The sequence below is a fragment of the Micromonospora sp. NPDC005161 genome (assembly GCF_053599855.1).
In genome coordinates, this window is sequence record NZ_JBSFYQ010000004.1 from 279,319 (window position 1) to 296,788 (window position 17,470).

Sequence of the window (17,470 nt, forward strand, 5' to 3'; positions counted from 1 at the left end):
CCGTGGCGGCGCCCCGGCGCGTCTGAGGTGTGACAGGCTCGACCGCATGCGGCTGGAGAACGTCTGGTTCCGGTACCACCGGCGTGGTCCGTGGGTGCTGCGGGGCGTGGATGTGCGGATCGGTCCGGGTGAGGTGGCGGTCGTGCTGGGCCGTAACGGGGTGGGCAAGTCGACCCTGCTCCAGGTGGCCGCCGGGGTGCTCCGGCCGGCTCGGGGCCGGGTCACCGACCGGCCTGGGCGGGTGGGCTGGGTGCCGGAGCGCTTCCCGGCCGACCAGCCCTTCACGGTGGCGCGCTACCTGACCGGGATGGCCCGGGCGGCCGGGCTGGGCCGGGCCGCGGCCGACGCGGCCGTGACGGCCTGGACCGACCGGCTGGGGCTGGTCGCGTTCCGCGCGGTCCGGCTTCCGGAGCTGTCGAAGGGCACCGCGCAGAAGGTCGGCCTCGCCCAGGCCATGCTGCGCCCGCCGGGCCTGCTGGTGCTCGACGAGCCGTGGGAGGGGCTGGACGCCACCACCCGGGCCCTGGTTCCCGAGCTGATCGACGAGGTCCTGGCCGTCGGCGGGGCGGTCCTGGTCAGCGACCACCGTGGCGAGACGGTTCGGCTGCCGGGCGCGCGCCACTGGGCGGTGGCCGACGGCACGGTGGTCGAGGAGACCCGGGCACCGGACGGGACGGTCGCGGTGATCGAGGTCGCGGTGCCGACCGCGCGGGTCGCTGGAACCGTTGCTCGGTTGCGCGCCGAGGGCCACCAGGTGCTGCGGGTACGCGCCGACGCCCGGCCCGCCCCGCCGTCGGCCCGACCGGGCGGTGACGACCCGGCACCGGACGAGCCGGTTACGGTGGACGGCGTCGGCGTGGCCGTCGATCACGCCGCGGGGGAGGCCCGATGATCGCCCTGGTCCGGCTGCGACTGGCCGGTTTCCTGCGGACCGGGCGGGCGGTCGCGCCGCTGCTCGCCGGCCTCATCGCGCTCGGCATCCTGTACGGCGGCGGCCGGGCCCAGCCGGCGGAGGCGTACGGCGTCTCCGCGGTGGTGCTGTTCCCGTTGCTCGCCTGGCAGACCAAGATCCTGCTGGACGTCGAACCGGACGTGCAGCGCCGGCTCGCCCAGGTGACGGTGGGGGTGGCCCGGGAGCGGCTGGCCGGGCTGTTCGCCGCTGTCGTGGCGGCGCTGGTCGCGGTGGCCGTCGCGCTGGCCTTCCCGTGGTTGGTGGGCGGTGTCACCGGTCCGGTCGACCCGGCGGACCGGTCGGTGCCGGTCGGTGTCGCGCTGGGGCTGTGGGCGCATCTGCTGGTCGTACCCGCCGCGGTGGCCCTCGGCGCGCTGGCCAGCCGGCCCTCCGTGGGCGGCGCCGGGTACGGCGTCGCGGTGCTGGCCCTCGGCGGCGTCGGCGCGGTCGTGCTCGGCCTGACCGGGTCGGTGGCCCCCTGGCTGGCGCCGCCGATCATGGCGGTAGCCCGGACCACGGCGGGCGACGCCGCCGCGCTCACCCTGCTCGGGCTCACCGCCTGGGCGCTGGCGTGGAGCGCCGCGGCGGTCGGCGGATACCTGTGGCGGCGGCGGGCCCGGGGTTGAGGCGCCCGGGGTCGACGCAGCGGTGGCCTGGCTCACACCGGGCGATTTGGTGCTGGTCACGGGGTCGCGTACTCTTCAAACGTCATCCGTGTTCTCATGGATGAGGAACCACCCAGAGACCGCTGGTCACCGTGCTTCGGCACGGTCGAAGGTCCCGCGACAACGGGCGACCCGCGTAGGGCGGCAAGCGTAACTCGGCAGTGAGCATGGTCCGCCGACCGTGACGATCCGCCGGCCCTCGCCCCGTGCGCCCTGCGCCGGGGCTTTTTCGTTGTCGTGCTGCCTCCGCCCCCGCTCCGGCTTCGGCCGTAACGGGGACCAGCCTCGAGTAACGAGAGAGGAGGGACATGGCGGACAAGCCGATCCGGGCCGACAAGGCCACGGCCGTCGCAGAGCTGACCGAGAACTTCCGCAACGCGGGCGCCACCGTGCTGACCGAGTACCGCGGTCTGACGGTCTCCCAGCTCACCCAGCTGCGGCGCTCGCTCGGCGCCGACACCAGCTACACGGTCGCGAAGAACACGCTGGCGAAGCGTGCTGCGACGGACGCGGGCATCAACGGCCTCGACGAGCTGTTCACCGGTCCTACCGCGCTGACTTTCGTTTCGGGCGACGTCGTCGAGGCGGCGAAGGGGCTTCGCGACTTCGCGAAGGCCAACCCGAAGCTCGTCATCAAGGGCGGTGTCTTCGAGGGCAAGGCCATCACCGCGGCCGAGGTCACGAAGCTCGCCGACCTGGAGTCCCGCGAGGTGCTGCTGGCCAAGCTGGCCGGCGCGATGAAGGGCAACCTGAGCAAGGCCGCGGCCCTGTTCCAGGCCCCGCTGTCGAAGACCGCCCGTCTGGCGGCTGCCCTGCAGGACAAGCGCGAGAAGGAGGGCGCCGAGGCGGCCTGACGGCCTCCCGGCGCACCAGTTTTTACTTAACAGATCCAGGAAAGGACGCCAGACATGGCGAAGCTCAGCACCGACGAGCTGCTCGACGCGTTCAAGGAGATGACGCTGATCGAGCTCTCCGAGTTCGTGAAGCAGTTCGAGACGACCTTCGAGGTCACCGCCGCGGCCCCGGTCGCCGTGGCCGCCGCGGGTGGGGCTCCGGCCGCCGCCGAGGCCGAGCCGGAGAAGGACGAGTTCGACGTCGTCCTCGAGGCTGACGGTGGCAAGAAGATCCAGGTCATCAAGGTCGTGCGTGAGCTGACCGGCCTGGGCCTCAAGGAGGCCAAGGACGCGGTCGAGTCCGCGCCGAAGGCCATCCTGGAGAAGGTCAACAAGGAGACCGCCGAGAAGGCGAAGGCCAAGCTCGAGGGCGAGGGCGCCAAGGTCACCCTCAAGTGACCTGACGTTCCACCTGCGCGTGCCCGGCTCGGCGAGCGGGGACACGATCGCGTCGCGACGGGCGGCGATCCGACACGGATCGCCGCCCGCCGTGTTGGTGAACCCGGCGACAGCCGTCCTGAGCTGGGCGCCGACGCCCTCTCCGGAGGACCCGAACGAGTGCGGCGGGTCGCCCTGCGGTGGGAAAGACGGCGCGACCCGGATTCCGGCCCTTGACGCGGCCCCGGGCTGCCAGGCACGCTGACACCAGCAAGACACCGCGCTTGCGACGGCCACGACGTGGGTAATGAAAGCGGCGGCACCATCGGCCGCAGCAACCCGAGCGGCCCAGCGGGAGCGTTGCGTTCCGAGCGGCCCGGCAGACCCCGGTTCACGGGGGCCGAGGCACGTTCCGCAACGACCTGCGGGGTGGGCTGGACAGCGGTTAGCCTCTCGGCTACACTGCTAGTTTGCGCTGCCTTCCGACTTGACCCCTGCTCGGAAATGTCCGTTTACGGATATTTCTGGTGGGGTCATTGGAGTGCACGCGTACCAGCCGTTCTGCAGCACCGGTCCTCGGAAGGACGCATCTTGGCAGCTTCCCGCCCTGCGAAGACCAGTCGTACGTCGAGCGCATTCGCTCCCCGCCGAGTTTCATTCGGCAGGATCACCGAACACCTCGAGGTCCCCAACCTCCTCGCCATCCAGAACGAGTCCTTCGACTGGCTCGTCGGCAACGAGGGTTGGCAGGGCCGGTCGGCGGACGACCCGCACGCACGCTCGGGTCTCGCGGAGATCCTTGAAGAGATCAGTCCCATTGAGGACTTCTCTGGCACCATGTCACTCTCCTTCTCGGCACCGCGCTTCGACGAGGTCAAGGCCTCGATCGAGGAGTGCAAGGAAAAGGACCTGACCTACTGCGCTCCGCTCTTCGTGACCGCGGAGTTCACCAACAACACCACTGGCGAGATCAAGAGCCAGACGGTGTTCATGGGTGACTTCCCGATGATGACGCCCAAGGGCACCTTCGTCATCAACGGCACCGAGCGCGTCGTGGTCAGCCAGCTCGTCCGGTCCCCGGGCGTGTACTTCGACAAGCAGCCGGACAAGACCTCCGACCGCGACCTCTCCAGCGTCAAGGTCATCCCGAGTCGGGGTGCCTGGCTGGAGTTCGACATCGACAAGCGCGACACGGTCGGCGTACGCATCGACCGCAAGCGTCGGCAGGCCGTCACGGTCCTGCTCAAGGCCATCGGATGGTCGGCCGAGCGGATCCGTGAGCGGTTCGGCTGGTCCGAGCTGATGATGACCACGCTCGAGAAGGACCACATCGCCGGCCAGGACGAGGCCCTGCTCGACATCTACCGCAAGCTGCGCCCTGGCGAGCCGCCGACGCGCGAGAACGCCCAGACCCTGCTCGACAACCTCTTCTTCAACCCGAAGAGGTACGACGTCGCCAAGGTCGGGCGCTACAAGTTCAACAAGAAGCTCGAAGTCGACGTGCCGATCACCACCGGCACGCTGACCGAGGACGACATCGTCGCCACCGTGGAGTACCTCTGCCGGCTGCACGCCGGTGAGGAGGGCTACGAGGCCGACGACATCGACCACTTCGGCAACCGGCGCCTGCGCACCGTGGGTGAGCTGATCCAGAACCAGGTTCGGGTCGGCCTCTCCCGGATGGAGCGGGTCGTCCGCGAGCGGATGACCACGCAGGACGTCGAGGCGATCACCCCGCAGACCCTGATCAACATCCGCCCGGTGGTGGCGGCGATCAAGGAGTTCTTCGGGACGTCGCAGCTGTCCCAGTTCATGGACCAGACCAACCCGCTGGCGGGCCTGACCCACCGGCGCCGGCTGAGCGCGCTCGGCCCGGGTGGTCTGTCCCGGGAGCGGGCCGGCTTCGAGGTCCGCGACGTGCACCCGTCCCACTACGGCCGGATGTGCCCGATCGAGACGCCGGAAGGCCCGAACATCGGCCTGATCGGCGCGCTGTCCACCTTCGCCCGGGTCAACCCGTTCGGCTTCATCGAGACGCCGTACCGGAAGGTCGTCGAGGGTCGGGTCACCGACCAGATCGACTACCTGACCGCGGACGAGGAGGACCGGTTCGTCAAGGCCCAGGCCAACGCGCCGCTGAAGGCTGACGGCACGTTCGCCGAGGACCGGGTCCTGTGTCGTCGTAAGGGTGGCGAGACCGAGGACGTCGTCCCCGGTGCCGTCGACTACATGGACGTGTCGCCGCGGCAGATGGTCTCGGTCGCGACCGCCATGATCCCGTTCCTCGAGCACGACGACGCCAACCGGGCACTGATGGGCGCGAACATGCAGCGCCAGGCGGTGCCGCTGGTCAAGGCCGAGGCGCCGCTGGTGGGTACGGGCATGGAGTACCGGGCCGCGGTCGACGCTGGCGACGTGGTTGTCGCCGAGGTCGGCGGTGTGATCGAGGATCTCTGCGCCGACTACGTCACCATCCACCAGGACGACGGCCACCGCCGGACGTACCTGCTGCACAAGTTCCGCCGCTCCAACGCCGGCTCCTGCGTCAACCAGAAGCCGGTCGTCTTCGAGGGCGACCGCGTCGAGGCCGGTCAGGTCATCGCCGACGGTCCCTGCACCGACGAGGGCGAGATGGCGCTCGGGCGCAACCTGCTCGTGGCGTTCATGTGCTGGGAGGGTCACAACTACGAGGACGCGATCATCCTGTCGCAGCGCCTCGTGCAGCAGGACGTGCTCACCTCGATCCACATCGAGGAGCACGAGGTCGACGCCCGGGACACCAAGCTCGGCCCGGAGGAGATCACCCGCGACATCCCGAACGTCAGCGAGGAAATGCTCGCCGACCTAGACGAGCGCGGCATCATCCGGATCGGTGCCGAGGTCGTCCCCGGCGACATCCTGGTCGGCAAGGTCACGCCGAAGGGCGAGACCGAGCTGACCCCGGAGGAGCGGCTGCTCCGCGCGATCTTCGGTGAGAAGGCGCGCGAGGTTCGGGACACCTCGCTGAAGGTGCCGCACGGCGAGACCGGCACGGTCATCGGTGTGCGTACCTTCTCCCGCGAGGACGGCGACGAGCTGCCTCCGGGTGTCAACGAGCTGGTCCGGGTCTACGTCGCCCAGAAGCGGAAGATCCAGGACGGCGACAAGCTCGCCGGCCGGCACGGTAACAAGGGCGTCATCTCCAAGATCCTGCCGATCGAGGACATGCCGTTCCTTGAGGACGGCACCCCCGTCGACATCGTGCTCAACCCGCTGGGTGTGCCGAGCCGGATGAACATCGGCCAGGTGCTCGAAACCCACCTCGGCTGGGTCGCCAAGACCGGCTGGAAGGTCGAGGGCGACGACGCGTCCTGGAAGAAGCAGCTGCGCTCGATCGGCGCCGACGAGTCCGAGGGGGACACCAACGTGGCCACCCCGGTCTTCGACGGTGCCCGCGAGGAGGAGATCGCCGGTCTGCTCTCGTCGACCCTGCCCAACCGGGACGGCAACCAGCTGGTCGGCGCCAGCGGCAAGGCGCAGCTGTTCGACGGCCGCTCCGGCGAGCCGCTGCCGGACCCGATCGCGGTCGGCTACATCTACATCCTGAAGCTCAACCACCTGGTCGACGACAAGATCCACGCACGGTCGACCGGCCCGTACTCGATGATCACGCAGCAGCCGCTGGGTGGTAAGGCGCAGTTCGGTGGTCAGCGCTTCGGTGAGATGGAGTGCTGGGCGATGCAGGCGTACGGCGCCGCGTACGCCCTGCAGGAGCTGCTCACGATCAAGTCCGACGACGTGCTCGGCCGGGTGAAGGTCTACGAGGCCATCGTCAAGGGCGAGAACATCCCGGAGCCGGGCATCCCGGAGTCCTTCAAGGTGCTGCTCAAGGAGCTGCAGTCGCTGTGCCTCAACGTTGAGGTGCTGTCCAGCGACGGCGTGGCCCTGGAGATGCGCGAGACCGACGACGAGGTGTTCCGGGCCGCCGAGGAGCTGGGGATCGACCTGTCCCGGCGCGAGCCGAGCTCGGTCGAAGAGGTCTGAGGTGAGCGGTCGGGGGCCGGCTTGCCGGCCCCCGACCTCGCCCGAGTATTAGCAGTACAGACGACGACATAGGGGACATAGTGCTCGACGTCAACTTCTTCGACGAGCTGCGCATTGGTCTCGCCACCGCCGACGACATCCGTCAGTGGTCGCACGGCGAGGTCAAGAAGCCTGAGACGATCAACTACCGCACCCTGAAGCCGGAGAAGGACGGGCTCTTCTGCGAGAAGATCTTCGGTCCGCAGCGGGACTGGGAGTGCTACTGCGGTAAGTACAAGCGCGTCCGGTTCAAGGGCATCATCTGTGAGCGCTGCGGCGTCGAGGTGACCCGTTCCAAGGTCCGTCGTGAGCGGATGGGGCACATCGAGCTCGCCGCTCCGGTGACCCACATCTGGTACTTCAAGGGCGTGCCGAGCCGGCTGGGCTACCTGCTGGACCTCGCCCCCAAGGACCTCGAGAAGATCATCTACTTCGCCTCGTACGTCGTGACGAGCGTGGACGCGGAGTCGCGTCACCGTGACCTCTCGACGATCGAGAACGAGATCCTGGCCGAGAAGCGGCAGTCCGAGAACAGCCGCGACTCGGAGATCGAGAAGCGGGCCGCCAAGCTCGAGGCCGACCTGGCCGAGCTGGAGGCCGAGGGTGCCAAGGCGGACGTCCGGCGCAAGGTCAAGGAGGGCGGAGAGCGCGAGATGCGCCAGATCCGCGACCGGGCCCAGCGCGAGATCGACCGCCTGGACGAGGTGCTGGACACCTTCCGCAAGCTGGAGCCGAAGCAGCTGGTCACCGACGAGCTGCTCTACCGCGAGCTGCGCGACCGGTTCGGTGAGTACTTCACCGGTTCCATGGGCGCCGAGGCGATCAAGGCGCTGGTCCAGAACATGGACCTCGACGCCGAGGCCGACAGCCTGCGGGAGACCATCCGGTCCGGCAAGGGCCAGCGGAAGATCCGGGCGCTCAAGCGGCTCAAGGTCGTGGCGGCGTTCCTGAACACCCGCAACTCGCCGCTCGGCATGGTGCTGGACTGCGTCCCGGTCATCCCGCCGGACCTGCGCCCGATGGTCCAGCTCGACGGTGGCCGTTTCGCCACCTCGGACCTGAACGACCTGTACCGCCGCGTGATCAACCGGAACAACCGCCTCAAGCGGCTGATCGACCTCGGCGCGCCCGAGATCATCGTCAACAACGAGAAGCGGATGCTCCAGGAGGCCGTCGACGCGCTGTTCGACAACGGCCGCCGTGGCCGGCCGGTCACCGGTCCGGGTAACCGCCCGCTCAAGTCGCTGTCCGACATGCTCAAGGGCAAGCAGGGCCGGTTCCGGCAGAACCTGCTGGGCAAGCGCGTCGACTACTCCGGCCGTTCGGTCATCGTGGTCGGCCCGAAGCTCAAGCTGCACCAGTGCGGCCTGCCCAAGCAGATGGCGCTGGAGCTGTTCAAGCCGTTCGTGATGAAGCGGCTGGTCGACCTCAACCACGCGCAGAACATCAAGTCCGCCAAGCGGATGGTCGAGCGGCAGCGCCCGGTCGTCTGGGACGTGCTGGAAGAGGTCATCGGCGAGCACCCGGTGCTGCTCAACCGGGCACCGACCCTGCACCGCCTGGGCATCCAGGCCTTCGAGCCGCAGCTGGTCGAGGGCAAGGCGATCCAGATCCACCCGCTGGTCTGCACCGCGTTCAACGCCGACTTCGACGGTGACCAGATGGCGGTGCACGTGCCGCTGTCCGCCGAGGCCCAGGCCGAGGCGCGGATCCTGATGCTGTCGTCGAACAACATCCTCAAGCCGGCCGACGGCAAGCCGGTCACCATGCCCACCCAGGACATGGTCATCGGTCTCTACCACCTCACCCACCTCACCCCCGGTGAGAAGGGCGACGGCCGGGCGTTCAGCTCGGACGCCGAGGCGCGGATGGCGTTCGACAACGGCGAGCTGCACCTGCAGGCGCCGGTGCGGATCCGGCTGCGTGACGTGATCGGGGTCGACAACGGCGCCGGCGCCGAGCCGTGGACCGCCCCGGAGGGCTGGGTCGAGGGTGAGCCGCTGACCGTGGAGACCACCCTCGGTCGGGTGCTGTTCAACGAGACGTTGCCGCAGGGCTACCGCTTCGTGAACTACGAGATCCGCAAGGGTCAGCTCTCCGCGATCGTCAACGATCTGGCCGAGCGCTTCCCCAAGGTGGCGCTGGCCGCCACCCTGGACGGGCTCAAGGAGGCCGGTTTCCACTGGGCCACCTGGTCCGGCGTGACGATCGGCATGGAGGACGTCATCGCTCCGCCGCGCAAGGCGGAGATCCTGGCGAAGTACGAGAAGGAAGCCGACCGGATCGACAAGCAGTACCAGCGTGGTCTGATGACCGCCGAGGAGCGTCGCGGCGAGCTCATCGAGATCTGGACCAAGGCGACCAACGAGGTCGCCAAGGAGATGGACACCGCGCTTCCGCAGGAGAACCCACTGTGGAAGATGATCAACTCGGGTGCCCGCGGTAACCTGCTCCAGCTCAGGCAGATCGCGGCGATCCGTGGTCTGGTGGCCAACCCGAAGGGCGAGATCATCCCGCGGCCGATCAAGGCCAGCTACCGGGAGGGTCTGTCCGTGCTGGAGTACTTCATCTCCACGCACGGTGCCCGTAAGGGTCTCGCCGACACCGCGCTGCGTACCGCCGACTCGGGTTACCTGACCCGTCGTCTGGTGGACGTCTCGCAGGACGTGATCATCCGCGAGGAGGACTGCGGCACCGACCGGGCGATCCCGATGCAGATCGGCGAGCGCCTGGAGGACGGCAGGCTGGTCGTGCACGAGCACGCCGAGACCAGCGTGCACGCCCGTACGCTGGCCGACGACATCAAGGGGCCGGACGGCACCGTCGTCGCCGAGCGGGGTCAGGACATCAACTCCATCGGGGTCGACAAGATCGTCGCCGCCGGCGTGGAGACGGTCCGGGTGCGCAGCGTGCTCACCTGCGAGTCGAAGCTGGGTGTCTGCGGTGCCTGCTACGGGCGCTCGCTGCCGACCGGCAAGACCGTGGACGTCGGCGAGGCGGTCGGCATCATCGCCGCCCAGTCGATCGGTGAGCCGGGTACGCAGCTGACGATGCGTACCTTCCACACCGGTGGTGTCGCGGGTGAGGACATCACCCAGGGTCTGCCGCGTGTCCAGGAAATCTTCGAGGCCCGGGTCCCGAAGGGTAAGGCGCCCATCGCCGACACCCCCGGCCGGATCCGGATCGAGGACGGCGAGCGCTCGCGGAAGATCATCGTGGTGCCGGACGACGGCAGCGAGGAGATCGTCTACGACAAGATCTCCAAGCGGGTTCGGCTGCGGACCCACGACGGCGGTCACGTCGAGGTCGGCGAGAAGCTCACCGAGGGCACCATCGACCCGCACGAGCTTCTGCGGATCATGGGTCCGCGGGCGGTCCAGGTCCACCTGACCAGTGAGGTCCAGGAGGTCTACCGCTCGCAGGGCGTGCTCATCCACGACAAGCACATCGAGATCATTATCCGTCAGATGCTCAAGCGGGTGACGGTCATCGACTCCGGCTCGACCGAGTTCCTGCCGGGTGTGCTCGTCGACCGGGCGCTGTTCGAGTCGGAGAACCGCCGGCTCGTCTCGGAGGGTGGCGAGCCCGCCGCCGGTCGTCCGGTGCTGATGGGTATCACCAAGGCCTCGCTGGCCACCGACTCCTGGCTCTCGGCGGCCTCCTTCCAGGAGACCACCCGGGTGCTGACCGACGCTGCGATCAACTCGCGCAGCGACTCGCTGGTCGGCCTCAAGGAGAACGTGATCATCGGCAAGCTCATCCCGGCGGGTACCGGCATCAGCAAGTACCGCAACGTCCGGGTGGAGCCGACCGAGGAGGCCAAGGCCAAGGTCTACTCGATGACCGGGTACCCGGAGACCGACTACGGCTTCGGGCCGGCCAGCGGGCAGGCTGTGCCGCTGGACGACTTCGACTTCGGGTCGTACCGCTAAGCACCAACCGCACGACGAGGCCCCCGGCGGATGCCGGGGGCCTCGTCGCGTCCGGAGCTGCCCACCCACGGACCGGGTTCGGCATGATGGAGGCATGACGACCGCACCCGAGCAGGTGTCCGTCGCGCAGCAGGGCCTGCGCCACCCGCTCGATCCCGACCCGGTCCGCTCCACCAAGGCGCGGGCGGTCTTCGCGCTGGGGCTGCTCGGCATGCTGACCGGCCTGTTCATCGGCGGGGTGGTGCCCGCGACGGTGGCACTCCACCTGGCGCGGCAGGCGCGCCGGGAGGCGTACGCCTCGGGGGGCTTTCTGACCGGTGGCGTCTGGCTGCGGCGAGGGGAGCGGCTGGCCTGGGCCGGTCTGGCGCTGGCCGCGGTCAGCATGGTGGCCGCGGTGGTGATCGGGGTGGTCCGGTTGGCCGGCGCGCCGTTCGGCCACGACTACCCCGCGAACATGGACTGAGCCGCCCGCGGCCGCGCCCGTCGGGGCGGCGGCGCCCCGGCGGTAGCCTGACGGGTGTCCGCCGTGCGGCGGTGGCGGCCCTGTGACAGGAGGACCTCGTGACGGAACCGGCGCGGCCCCCGGCGGACGATCCGGCCGGGCACCCTGGCGCGTCGGCCCCCGGCCCGGGCGGGTCCGAGCCGAGCGGCTGGGCGCGACCCGACCCGAGCGGGCAGCCGGGATCGCCCGCAGCCGCACCCGGCCCGGGTACGCCGCCCGACTGGGGCAACCCACCCCCGACCGTGCCCGGTTGGGGTGCGCCGGCCCATCCCGCGTCGGCCCCCGGTTGGGGGGCGCCGCCGCCCGGTTGGGGTGCGGCCCCGCCTGGTTCCGGTCACCCGTACCCGGTGCCGCCCGGTTGGGGGCAGCCGTCGTCCGGCCCGGCGGGCGGGCACGGTGCGCCGGGGGGATGGGGGCAGCCGATGCCGGGTCACGGCCCCGGCTGGGTCCCGACGCCGGGTCGGCCGGTGCCACCGCCGCCCACCGACGACCAGCGCCGGCCGCCGAAGCGGGTGGAGTCGGTATCGGGCACCCCGTTCGGTGTCGTCTACCTGGATGTGCCCCCGGTCACCTCGGGGCTGGCCGTCGGGGCGCTGCTGGCCGGGATCGCGTCGATCCTGGTCTCGCTGCTGGTGATCTGTTTCGGGGCGCTCGGCGCGAACGCCGGCGGGGTCTGGGCGTCCGGGGCGTTCACCGTGCTCGGCGTGCTGGCCGGGGTGGCGGCGACCGGCGCCGGCCTGCTCGGTCAGCGGCAGATCCGCCGGCCGGCCCAACCGCCGGCGGTCCGCTTCACCGGCCGGGGCCTGGCGGTCGCGGGGATCAGCTGCGGGGCGGCGGGGGCACTGCTGAGCCTGCTGGGTCTGGGCCTGGCGCTGGCGATCTCCCTGGCGTGAGGCCGGTCACCCTCCGATCGGGCGCCCGGCCTGGTTGACGCGGGTCGCGCGTCGGGTCGTCGGTGCCCGCCTCGGGGGCGACGGGTGGTTCCTCCGGAGAAGCCGGTACACTTGTGCCTGTAGGTGCCCATCGCGGGCGACGGGGCAGGACGAGATCCGGTCGGCGGGTGTGAGACGTTCGCCGGGCCATTCCGTTTTGACCTGGGCGGCTGTGGTAGGTACTCTTTCCCCTTGTGCCCGGGCGTGCCCGGGCAACTCGTGCGTGCGCTGGATCCGGAGTCCGGACGGCGGCACGACAAGCCAAAGATCCGGGGCGGGGCGACTCGCGTGCCGGTGACAGAACCCGGTACGTCCGCGCCAGCGTCCGCACCGGGACCGTGAGTTGGGCGACACGCCCGACCGCGGGTGCCGGGACCTCCGCAAGGTGGCCCTGGCCGGAATGTAGGAGAGCCGGTCATCAGGCCGGCTAACGAGCAGACGGCGCGGCCGCAACATTGCGGCCGAAGGGAGCGGAGAAACCCGGTGCCCACGATCCAGCAGCTGGTCCGAAAGGGCCGCCAGGCAAAGACGAGCAAGACCAAGACCCCGGCGCTGAAGGGTTCCCCTCAGCGGCGCGGCGTGTGCACCCGCGTGTACACCACCACCCCGAAGAAGCCGAACTCAGCGCTGCGCAAGGTCGCTCGTGTGAAGCTCAGCAGCCAGATCGAGGTGACCGCCTACATCCCGGGCGTCGGTCACAACCTGCAGGAGCACTCGATCGTGCTCGTTCGCGGCGGCCGGGTGAAGGACCTCCCCGGCGTGCGTTACAAGATCGTCCGCGGCTCGCTGGACACCCAGGGTGTCCGCAACCGCAAGCAGGCGCGCAGCCGTTACGGCGCGAAGAAGGAGAAGAGCTGACATGCCGCGTAAGGGACCCGCTCCGCGGCGGCCGCTGGTCGCTGACCCGGTGTACAACTCGCCGCTGGTCACCCAGCTGGTGAACAAGATCCTGCTCCGTGGCAAGCGTCAGCTCGCCGAATCCATCGTGTACGCGGCCCTCGAGGGCTGCCGCGAGAAGTCCGGCACCGACCCGGTCGTCACCCTCAAGCGGGCGATGGACAACGTCAAGCCGACCCTCGAGGTGCGTAGCCGTCGTGTCGGTGGCGCCACCTACCAGGTTCCGGTCGAGGTTCGCCCCACGCGGGCGACCACGCTGGGCCTGCGCTGGCTGGTCACGTACTCCCGCGCTCGGCGTGAGAAGACCATGGTCGAGCGGCTGATGAACGAGCTGCTGGACGCGAGCAACGGCCTCGGTGCCGCCGTCAAGCGGCGCGAGGACACGCACAAGATGGCCGAGTCCAACAAGGCCTTCGCGCACTACCGCTGGTAACACCCTGGTTCCGGCGCCCTCGGGCGCCGGAACCGCCACCAGTTGAGTCGAGACGACGATAAGTAGGGATTGAAGTGGCCGCCGCAGACGCGCTCGCCAACGTACGCAACATCGGCATCATGGCGCACATCGATGCCGGTAAGACCACGACCACCGAGCGGATCCTGTTCTACACCGGCATCACGTACAAGATCGGTGAGGTCCACGAGGGCGCTGCCGTCATGGACTGGATGGAGCAGGAGCAGGAGCGTGGTATCACCATCACCTCCGCTGCTACCAAGTGTGAGTGGAAGGGCCACACGATCCAGATCATCGACACGCCTGGCCACGTCGACTTCACGGTCGAGGTCGAGCGGTCGCTGCGCGTGCTGGATGGTGCGGTCGCGGTCTACGACGGTGTCGCCGGCGTGGAGCCGCAGACGGAGAACGTCTGGCGGCAGGCCGACAAGTACAACGTCCCGCGGATGTGCTTCGTCAACAAGCTCGACCGGACCGGCGCCGACTTCTTCCGCTGCGTGCAGATGATGATCGACCGGCTCAACGCCACCCCGCTGGTGCTCCAGATCCCGATCGGGCTCGAGGGCGACCACATCGGCGTCGTCGACCTGATCGGCATGCGCGCGCTCACCTGGCGTGGGGAGACCCAGAAGGGTGACGACTACGCGGTCGAGGAGATCCCGGCCGAGCTGGCCGACTCCGCGGCCGAGTGGCGCGAGAAGCTGATGGAGACCCTGGCCGACGTCGACGACACGGTGATGGAGAAGTACCTGGAAGGCGAAGAGGTCTCCGTCGAGGAGATCAAGGCCGCCATCCGGCGCGCCACCATCGGCGGCAAGGCCAACCCGGTGCTCTGCGGCTCGGCGTTCAAGAACAAGGGTGTCCAGCCGATGCTTGACGCCGTGGTCGACTTCCTGCCGTCGCCGCTGGACGTTCCGGCGATCGAGGGTACGGCCACCGACGGCGAGACCCCGCTGATTCGGAAGCCGTCCAAGTCGGAGCCGTTCTCCGGGCTGGCCTTCAAGATCCAGACAGACAAGCACCTGGGCAAGCTCACCTACGTCCGGGTCTACTCCGGCCTGCTCGAATCCGGCTCCCAGGTGGTCAACTCCACCAAGGACCGCAAGGAGCGGATCGGCAAGATCTACCAGATGCACGCCAACAAGCGGGAAGAGCGTCCGTCGGCGCAGGCCGGCGACATCATCGCGGTGCAGGGCCTCAAGCAGACCACCACCGGCGACACGCTCTCCGACCCGGCGAACCCGGTGATCCTGGAGTCGATGACCTTCCCGGAGCCGGTCATCTCGGTGGCGATCGAGCCGAAGACCAAGTCCGACCAGGAGAAGCTGGGCACGGCCATCCAGCGGCTGGCCGAGGAGGACCCGACCTTCCGCGTCCGGCAGGACGAGGAGACCGGTCAGACGGTCATCTCCGGCATGGGCGAGCTGCACCTGGACATCCTGGTCGACCGGATGCGGCGTGAGTTCAACGTCGAGGCCAATGTCGGCAAGCCGCAGGTGGCGTACCGCGAGACCATCCGCCGCAAGGTGGACAAGGTCGAGTACACCCACAAGAAGCAGACCGGTGGTTCCGGCCAGTACGCGCGGGTCATCGTGAGCATCGAGCCGCTGCCGCTGGACAACGACTCGCCGACCTACGAGTTCGCGAACGCCGTTAGCGGTGGCCGCATCCCCCGGGAGTTCATCCCGTCGGTGGACGCGGGCGCGCAGGACGCCATGCAGTACGGCATCCTTGCCGGCTTCCCGCTGGTCGGTGTGAAGCTGACCCTGCTGGACGGCCAGTACCACGAGGTCGACTCGTCGGAAATGGCATTCAAGATCGCAGGCTCGATGGTGATGAAGGACGCGGCCCGCAAGGCCGACCCGGCGTTGCTCGAGCCGATGATGGCCGTTGAGGTCACCACTCCTGAGGAGAACATGGGTGACGTCATCGGCGACCTCAACTCCCGCCGCGGCCTGATCCAGGCGATGGAGGAGCGCAGTGGCGCCCGCATCGTGAGGGCTCTGGTGCCGTTGTCGGAGATGTTCGGCTACGTCGGCGACCTGCGGTCGAAGACCCAGGGCCGGGCTAGCTACAGCATGCAGTTCGACTCCTACGCGGAGGTTCCGCAGAACGTCGCGAAGGAGATCATCGCCAAGGCAACGGGCGAGTAACGTCCCCGAGCAGCTGATTCGTGGTCGGTCGCGGGAGCGTTCACCCGCCCGCGGCCACCACGATCGGGTTGCGTGAGACCGGGCCTGTAGGCTTCATCGCCGCAGAACCCACAAAAGCTCTCCGGCCATCAGGCCGGAAAGGCTGTCGACAGAGTCCTAAGCGCCGACCGGCGCGCCGGGCGTACGAACCAAGAAGTCCACAGGAGGACACCAGTGGCGAAGGCGAAGTTCGAGCGGACTAAGCCGCACGTCAACATCGGCACCATTGGTCACATCGACCACGGTAAGACGACGCTGACGGCGGCCATCACCAAGGTCCTGCACGACCAGTACCCCGACCTGAACCCTTACACGCCGTTCGACGAGATCGACAAGGCGCCGGAGGAGAAGGCCCGCGGCATCACGATCTCGATCGCGCACGTCGAGTACCAGACCGAGGCGCGGCACTACGCGCACGTCGACTGCCCCGGCCACGCGGACTACATCAAGAACATGATCACCGGTGCCGCGCAGATGGACGGCGCGATCCTGGTGGTCGCGGCGACCGACGGCCCGATGCCGCAGACCCGCGAGCACGTGCTGCTGGCCCGTCAGGTTGGCGTTCCGTACATCGTCGTGGCGCTCAACAAGAGCGACATGGTCGACGACGAGGAGCTCCTGGAGCTCGTCGAGCTCGAGGTGCGCGAGCTGCTCTCCTCGCAGGAGTACCCGGGTGACGACCTGCCGGTCGTCCGTGTCTCGGCGTTGAAGGCCCTCGAGGGTGACCCCGAGTGGACCGGCAAGCTGCTGGACCTGATGACCGCGGTCGACACCTCGATCCCCCAGCCGGAGCGGGATGTCGACAAGCCGTTCCTGATGCCCGTCGAGGATGTGTTCACGATCACCGGTCGTGGCACCGTCGTCACCGGGCGGGTGGAGCGCGGCGTGCTGCTGCCGAACGAGGACGTTGAGCTCGTCGGCATCAGGGAGAAGAGCTTCAAGACCAAGGTCACCGCGATCGAGATGTTCCGGAAGACCCTGGACGACGCCCGCGCAGGTGAGAACGTCGGCCTGCTGCTGCGTGGCACCAAGCGCGACGAGGTCGAGCGCGGCATGGTCGTCGTGAAGCCGGGCTCGAACACCCCGCACACGGAGTTCGAGGCGACGGTCTACATCCTCTCCAAGGAGGAGGGCGGCCGGCACACCCCGTTCTTCCAGAACTACCGTCCGCAGTTCTACTTCCGCACGACGGACGTCACCGGTGTCGTCACTCTCCCCGAGGGCACCGAGATGGTCATGCCGGGTGACAACACCACCATGTCGGTGAAGCTGATCCAGCCCATCGCCATGGAGGAGAACCTCAAGTTCGCGATCCGCGAGGGTGGCCGCACCGTCGGCGCCGGGTTCGTCACCAAGATCATGAAGTGAACTAGGTAACCCCGATTAGACCCGCCGCCGGTCGTGCGGCATACTGGTCAGGTTGCGTAACGACAGTTCGTCGCCTGTGTTCGGCTCTCGCTGAACCTCCGGGTGACGGGACAGTCGAGCGTAGGGTGGTGGGGGGGGGGGGCGCCCCCCCCCCCCCCCCGGGGGGGGGGGGGGGGGGGGTGGGGGGGGGGGGGGGGGGCCCCCCGCGGGGCGCAACCCGCAGGAGGGCCCGGGGGGGGGCCCCGC

Annotated in this window: 12 protein-coding genes; all 12 read left to right on the forward strand. The window is 69.1% G+C overall.

What is annotated here, in order from left to right:
• Window positions 1–46: 46 nt before the first annotated feature.
• The 12 genes from ACWD5O_RS06605 (at window position 47) to tuf (ending at window position 17,224) form a co-directional block, all read left to right on the forward strand.
• Window positions 47–892, forward strand: coding sequence for an ABC transporter ATP-binding protein (locus ACWD5O_RS06605; protein ID WP_450084748.1), 846 nt, complete (start codon window positions 47–49; stop codon window positions 890–892).
• Window positions 889–1,578: a hypothetical protein gene (locus ACWD5O_RS06610; RefSeq protein ID WP_450084749.1), complete on the forward strand. Its 690-nt coding sequence runs from the start codon at window positions 889–891 to the stop codon at window positions 1,576–1,578. The genes ACWD5O_RS06605 and ACWD5O_RS06610 overlap by 4 nt, the downstream gene beginning before the upstream one ends.
• Before the next feature lie 347 nt (window positions 1,579–1,925).
• A complete protein-coding gene (gene rplJ / locus ACWD5O_RS06615) occupies window positions 1,926–2,471 on the forward strand; it encodes a 50S ribosomal protein L10 (protein ID WP_354964802.1) in 546 nt (181 codons plus the stop codon).
• 54 nt (window positions 2,472–2,525) lie between these two features.
• Window positions 2,526–2,909, forward strand: a complete 384-nt coding sequence (gene rplL / locus ACWD5O_RS06620) for a 50S ribosomal protein L7/L12 (protein WP_354964801.1) — start codon at window positions 2,526–2,528, stop codon at window positions 2,907–2,909.
• 570 nt (window positions 2,910–3,479) lie between these two features.
• Window positions 3,480–6,911: a DNA-directed RNA polymerase subunit beta gene (rpoB, locus tag ACWD5O_RS06625; RefSeq protein ID WP_450084750.1), complete on the forward strand. Its 3,432-nt coding sequence runs from the start codon at window positions 3,480–3,482 to the stop codon at window positions 6,909–6,911.
• A gap of 80 nt (window positions 6,912–6,991) precedes the next feature.
• Window positions 6,992–10,882 carry a DNA-directed RNA polymerase subunit beta' gene (locus ACWD5O_RS06630; RefSeq protein ID WP_450084751.1) on the forward strand — a complete coding sequence of 1,297 codons (3,891 nt, stop codon included), beginning with the start codon at window positions 6,992–6,994 and terminating at the stop codon, window positions 10,880–10,882.
• A gap of 94 nt (window positions 10,883–10,976) precedes the next feature.
• Window positions 10,977–11,345: a hypothetical protein gene (locus tag ACWD5O_RS06635; RefSeq protein WP_387324573.1), complete on the forward strand. Its 369-nt coding sequence runs from the start codon at window positions 10,977–10,979 to the stop codon at window positions 11,343–11,345.
• 551 nt (window positions 11,346–11,896) lie between these two features.
• The gene (locus ACWD5O_RS06640) at window positions 11,897–12,277 is read left to right on the forward strand and encodes a hypothetical protein (RefSeq protein ID WP_387324650.1); all 381 of its coding nucleotides are present in this window, start codon (window positions 11,897–11,899) and stop codon (window positions 12,275–12,277) included.
• Window positions 12,278–12,799: 522 nt separating this feature from the next.
• A complete protein-coding gene (gene rpsL, locus ACWD5O_RS06645; RefSeq protein WP_014440718.1) occupies window positions 12,800–13,174 on the forward strand; it encodes a 30S ribosomal protein S12 in 375 nt (124 codons plus the stop codon).
• A gap of 1 nt (window position 13,175) precedes the next feature.
• The gene (gene rpsG, locus ACWD5O_RS06650) at window positions 13,176–13,646 is read left to right on the forward strand and encodes a 30S ribosomal protein S7 (protein WP_007465317.1); all 471 of its coding nucleotides are present in this window, start codon (window positions 13,176–13,178) and stop codon (window positions 13,644–13,646) included.
• Between the two features lie 74 nt (window positions 13,647–13,720).
• Window positions 13,721–15,817, forward strand: a complete 2,097-nt coding sequence (gene fusA, locus ACWD5O_RS06655; RefSeq protein ID WP_450084752.1) for an elongation factor G — start codon at window positions 13,721–13,723, stop codon at window positions 15,815–15,817.
• A 213-nt stretch (window positions 15,818–16,030) separates the two neighbouring features.
• A complete protein-coding gene (gene tuf, locus ACWD5O_RS06660) occupies window positions 16,031–17,224 on the forward strand; it encodes an elongation factor Tu (RefSeq protein ID WP_354964796.1) in 1,194 nt (397 codons plus the stop codon).
• Window positions 17,225–17,470: the final 246 nt, after the last annotated feature.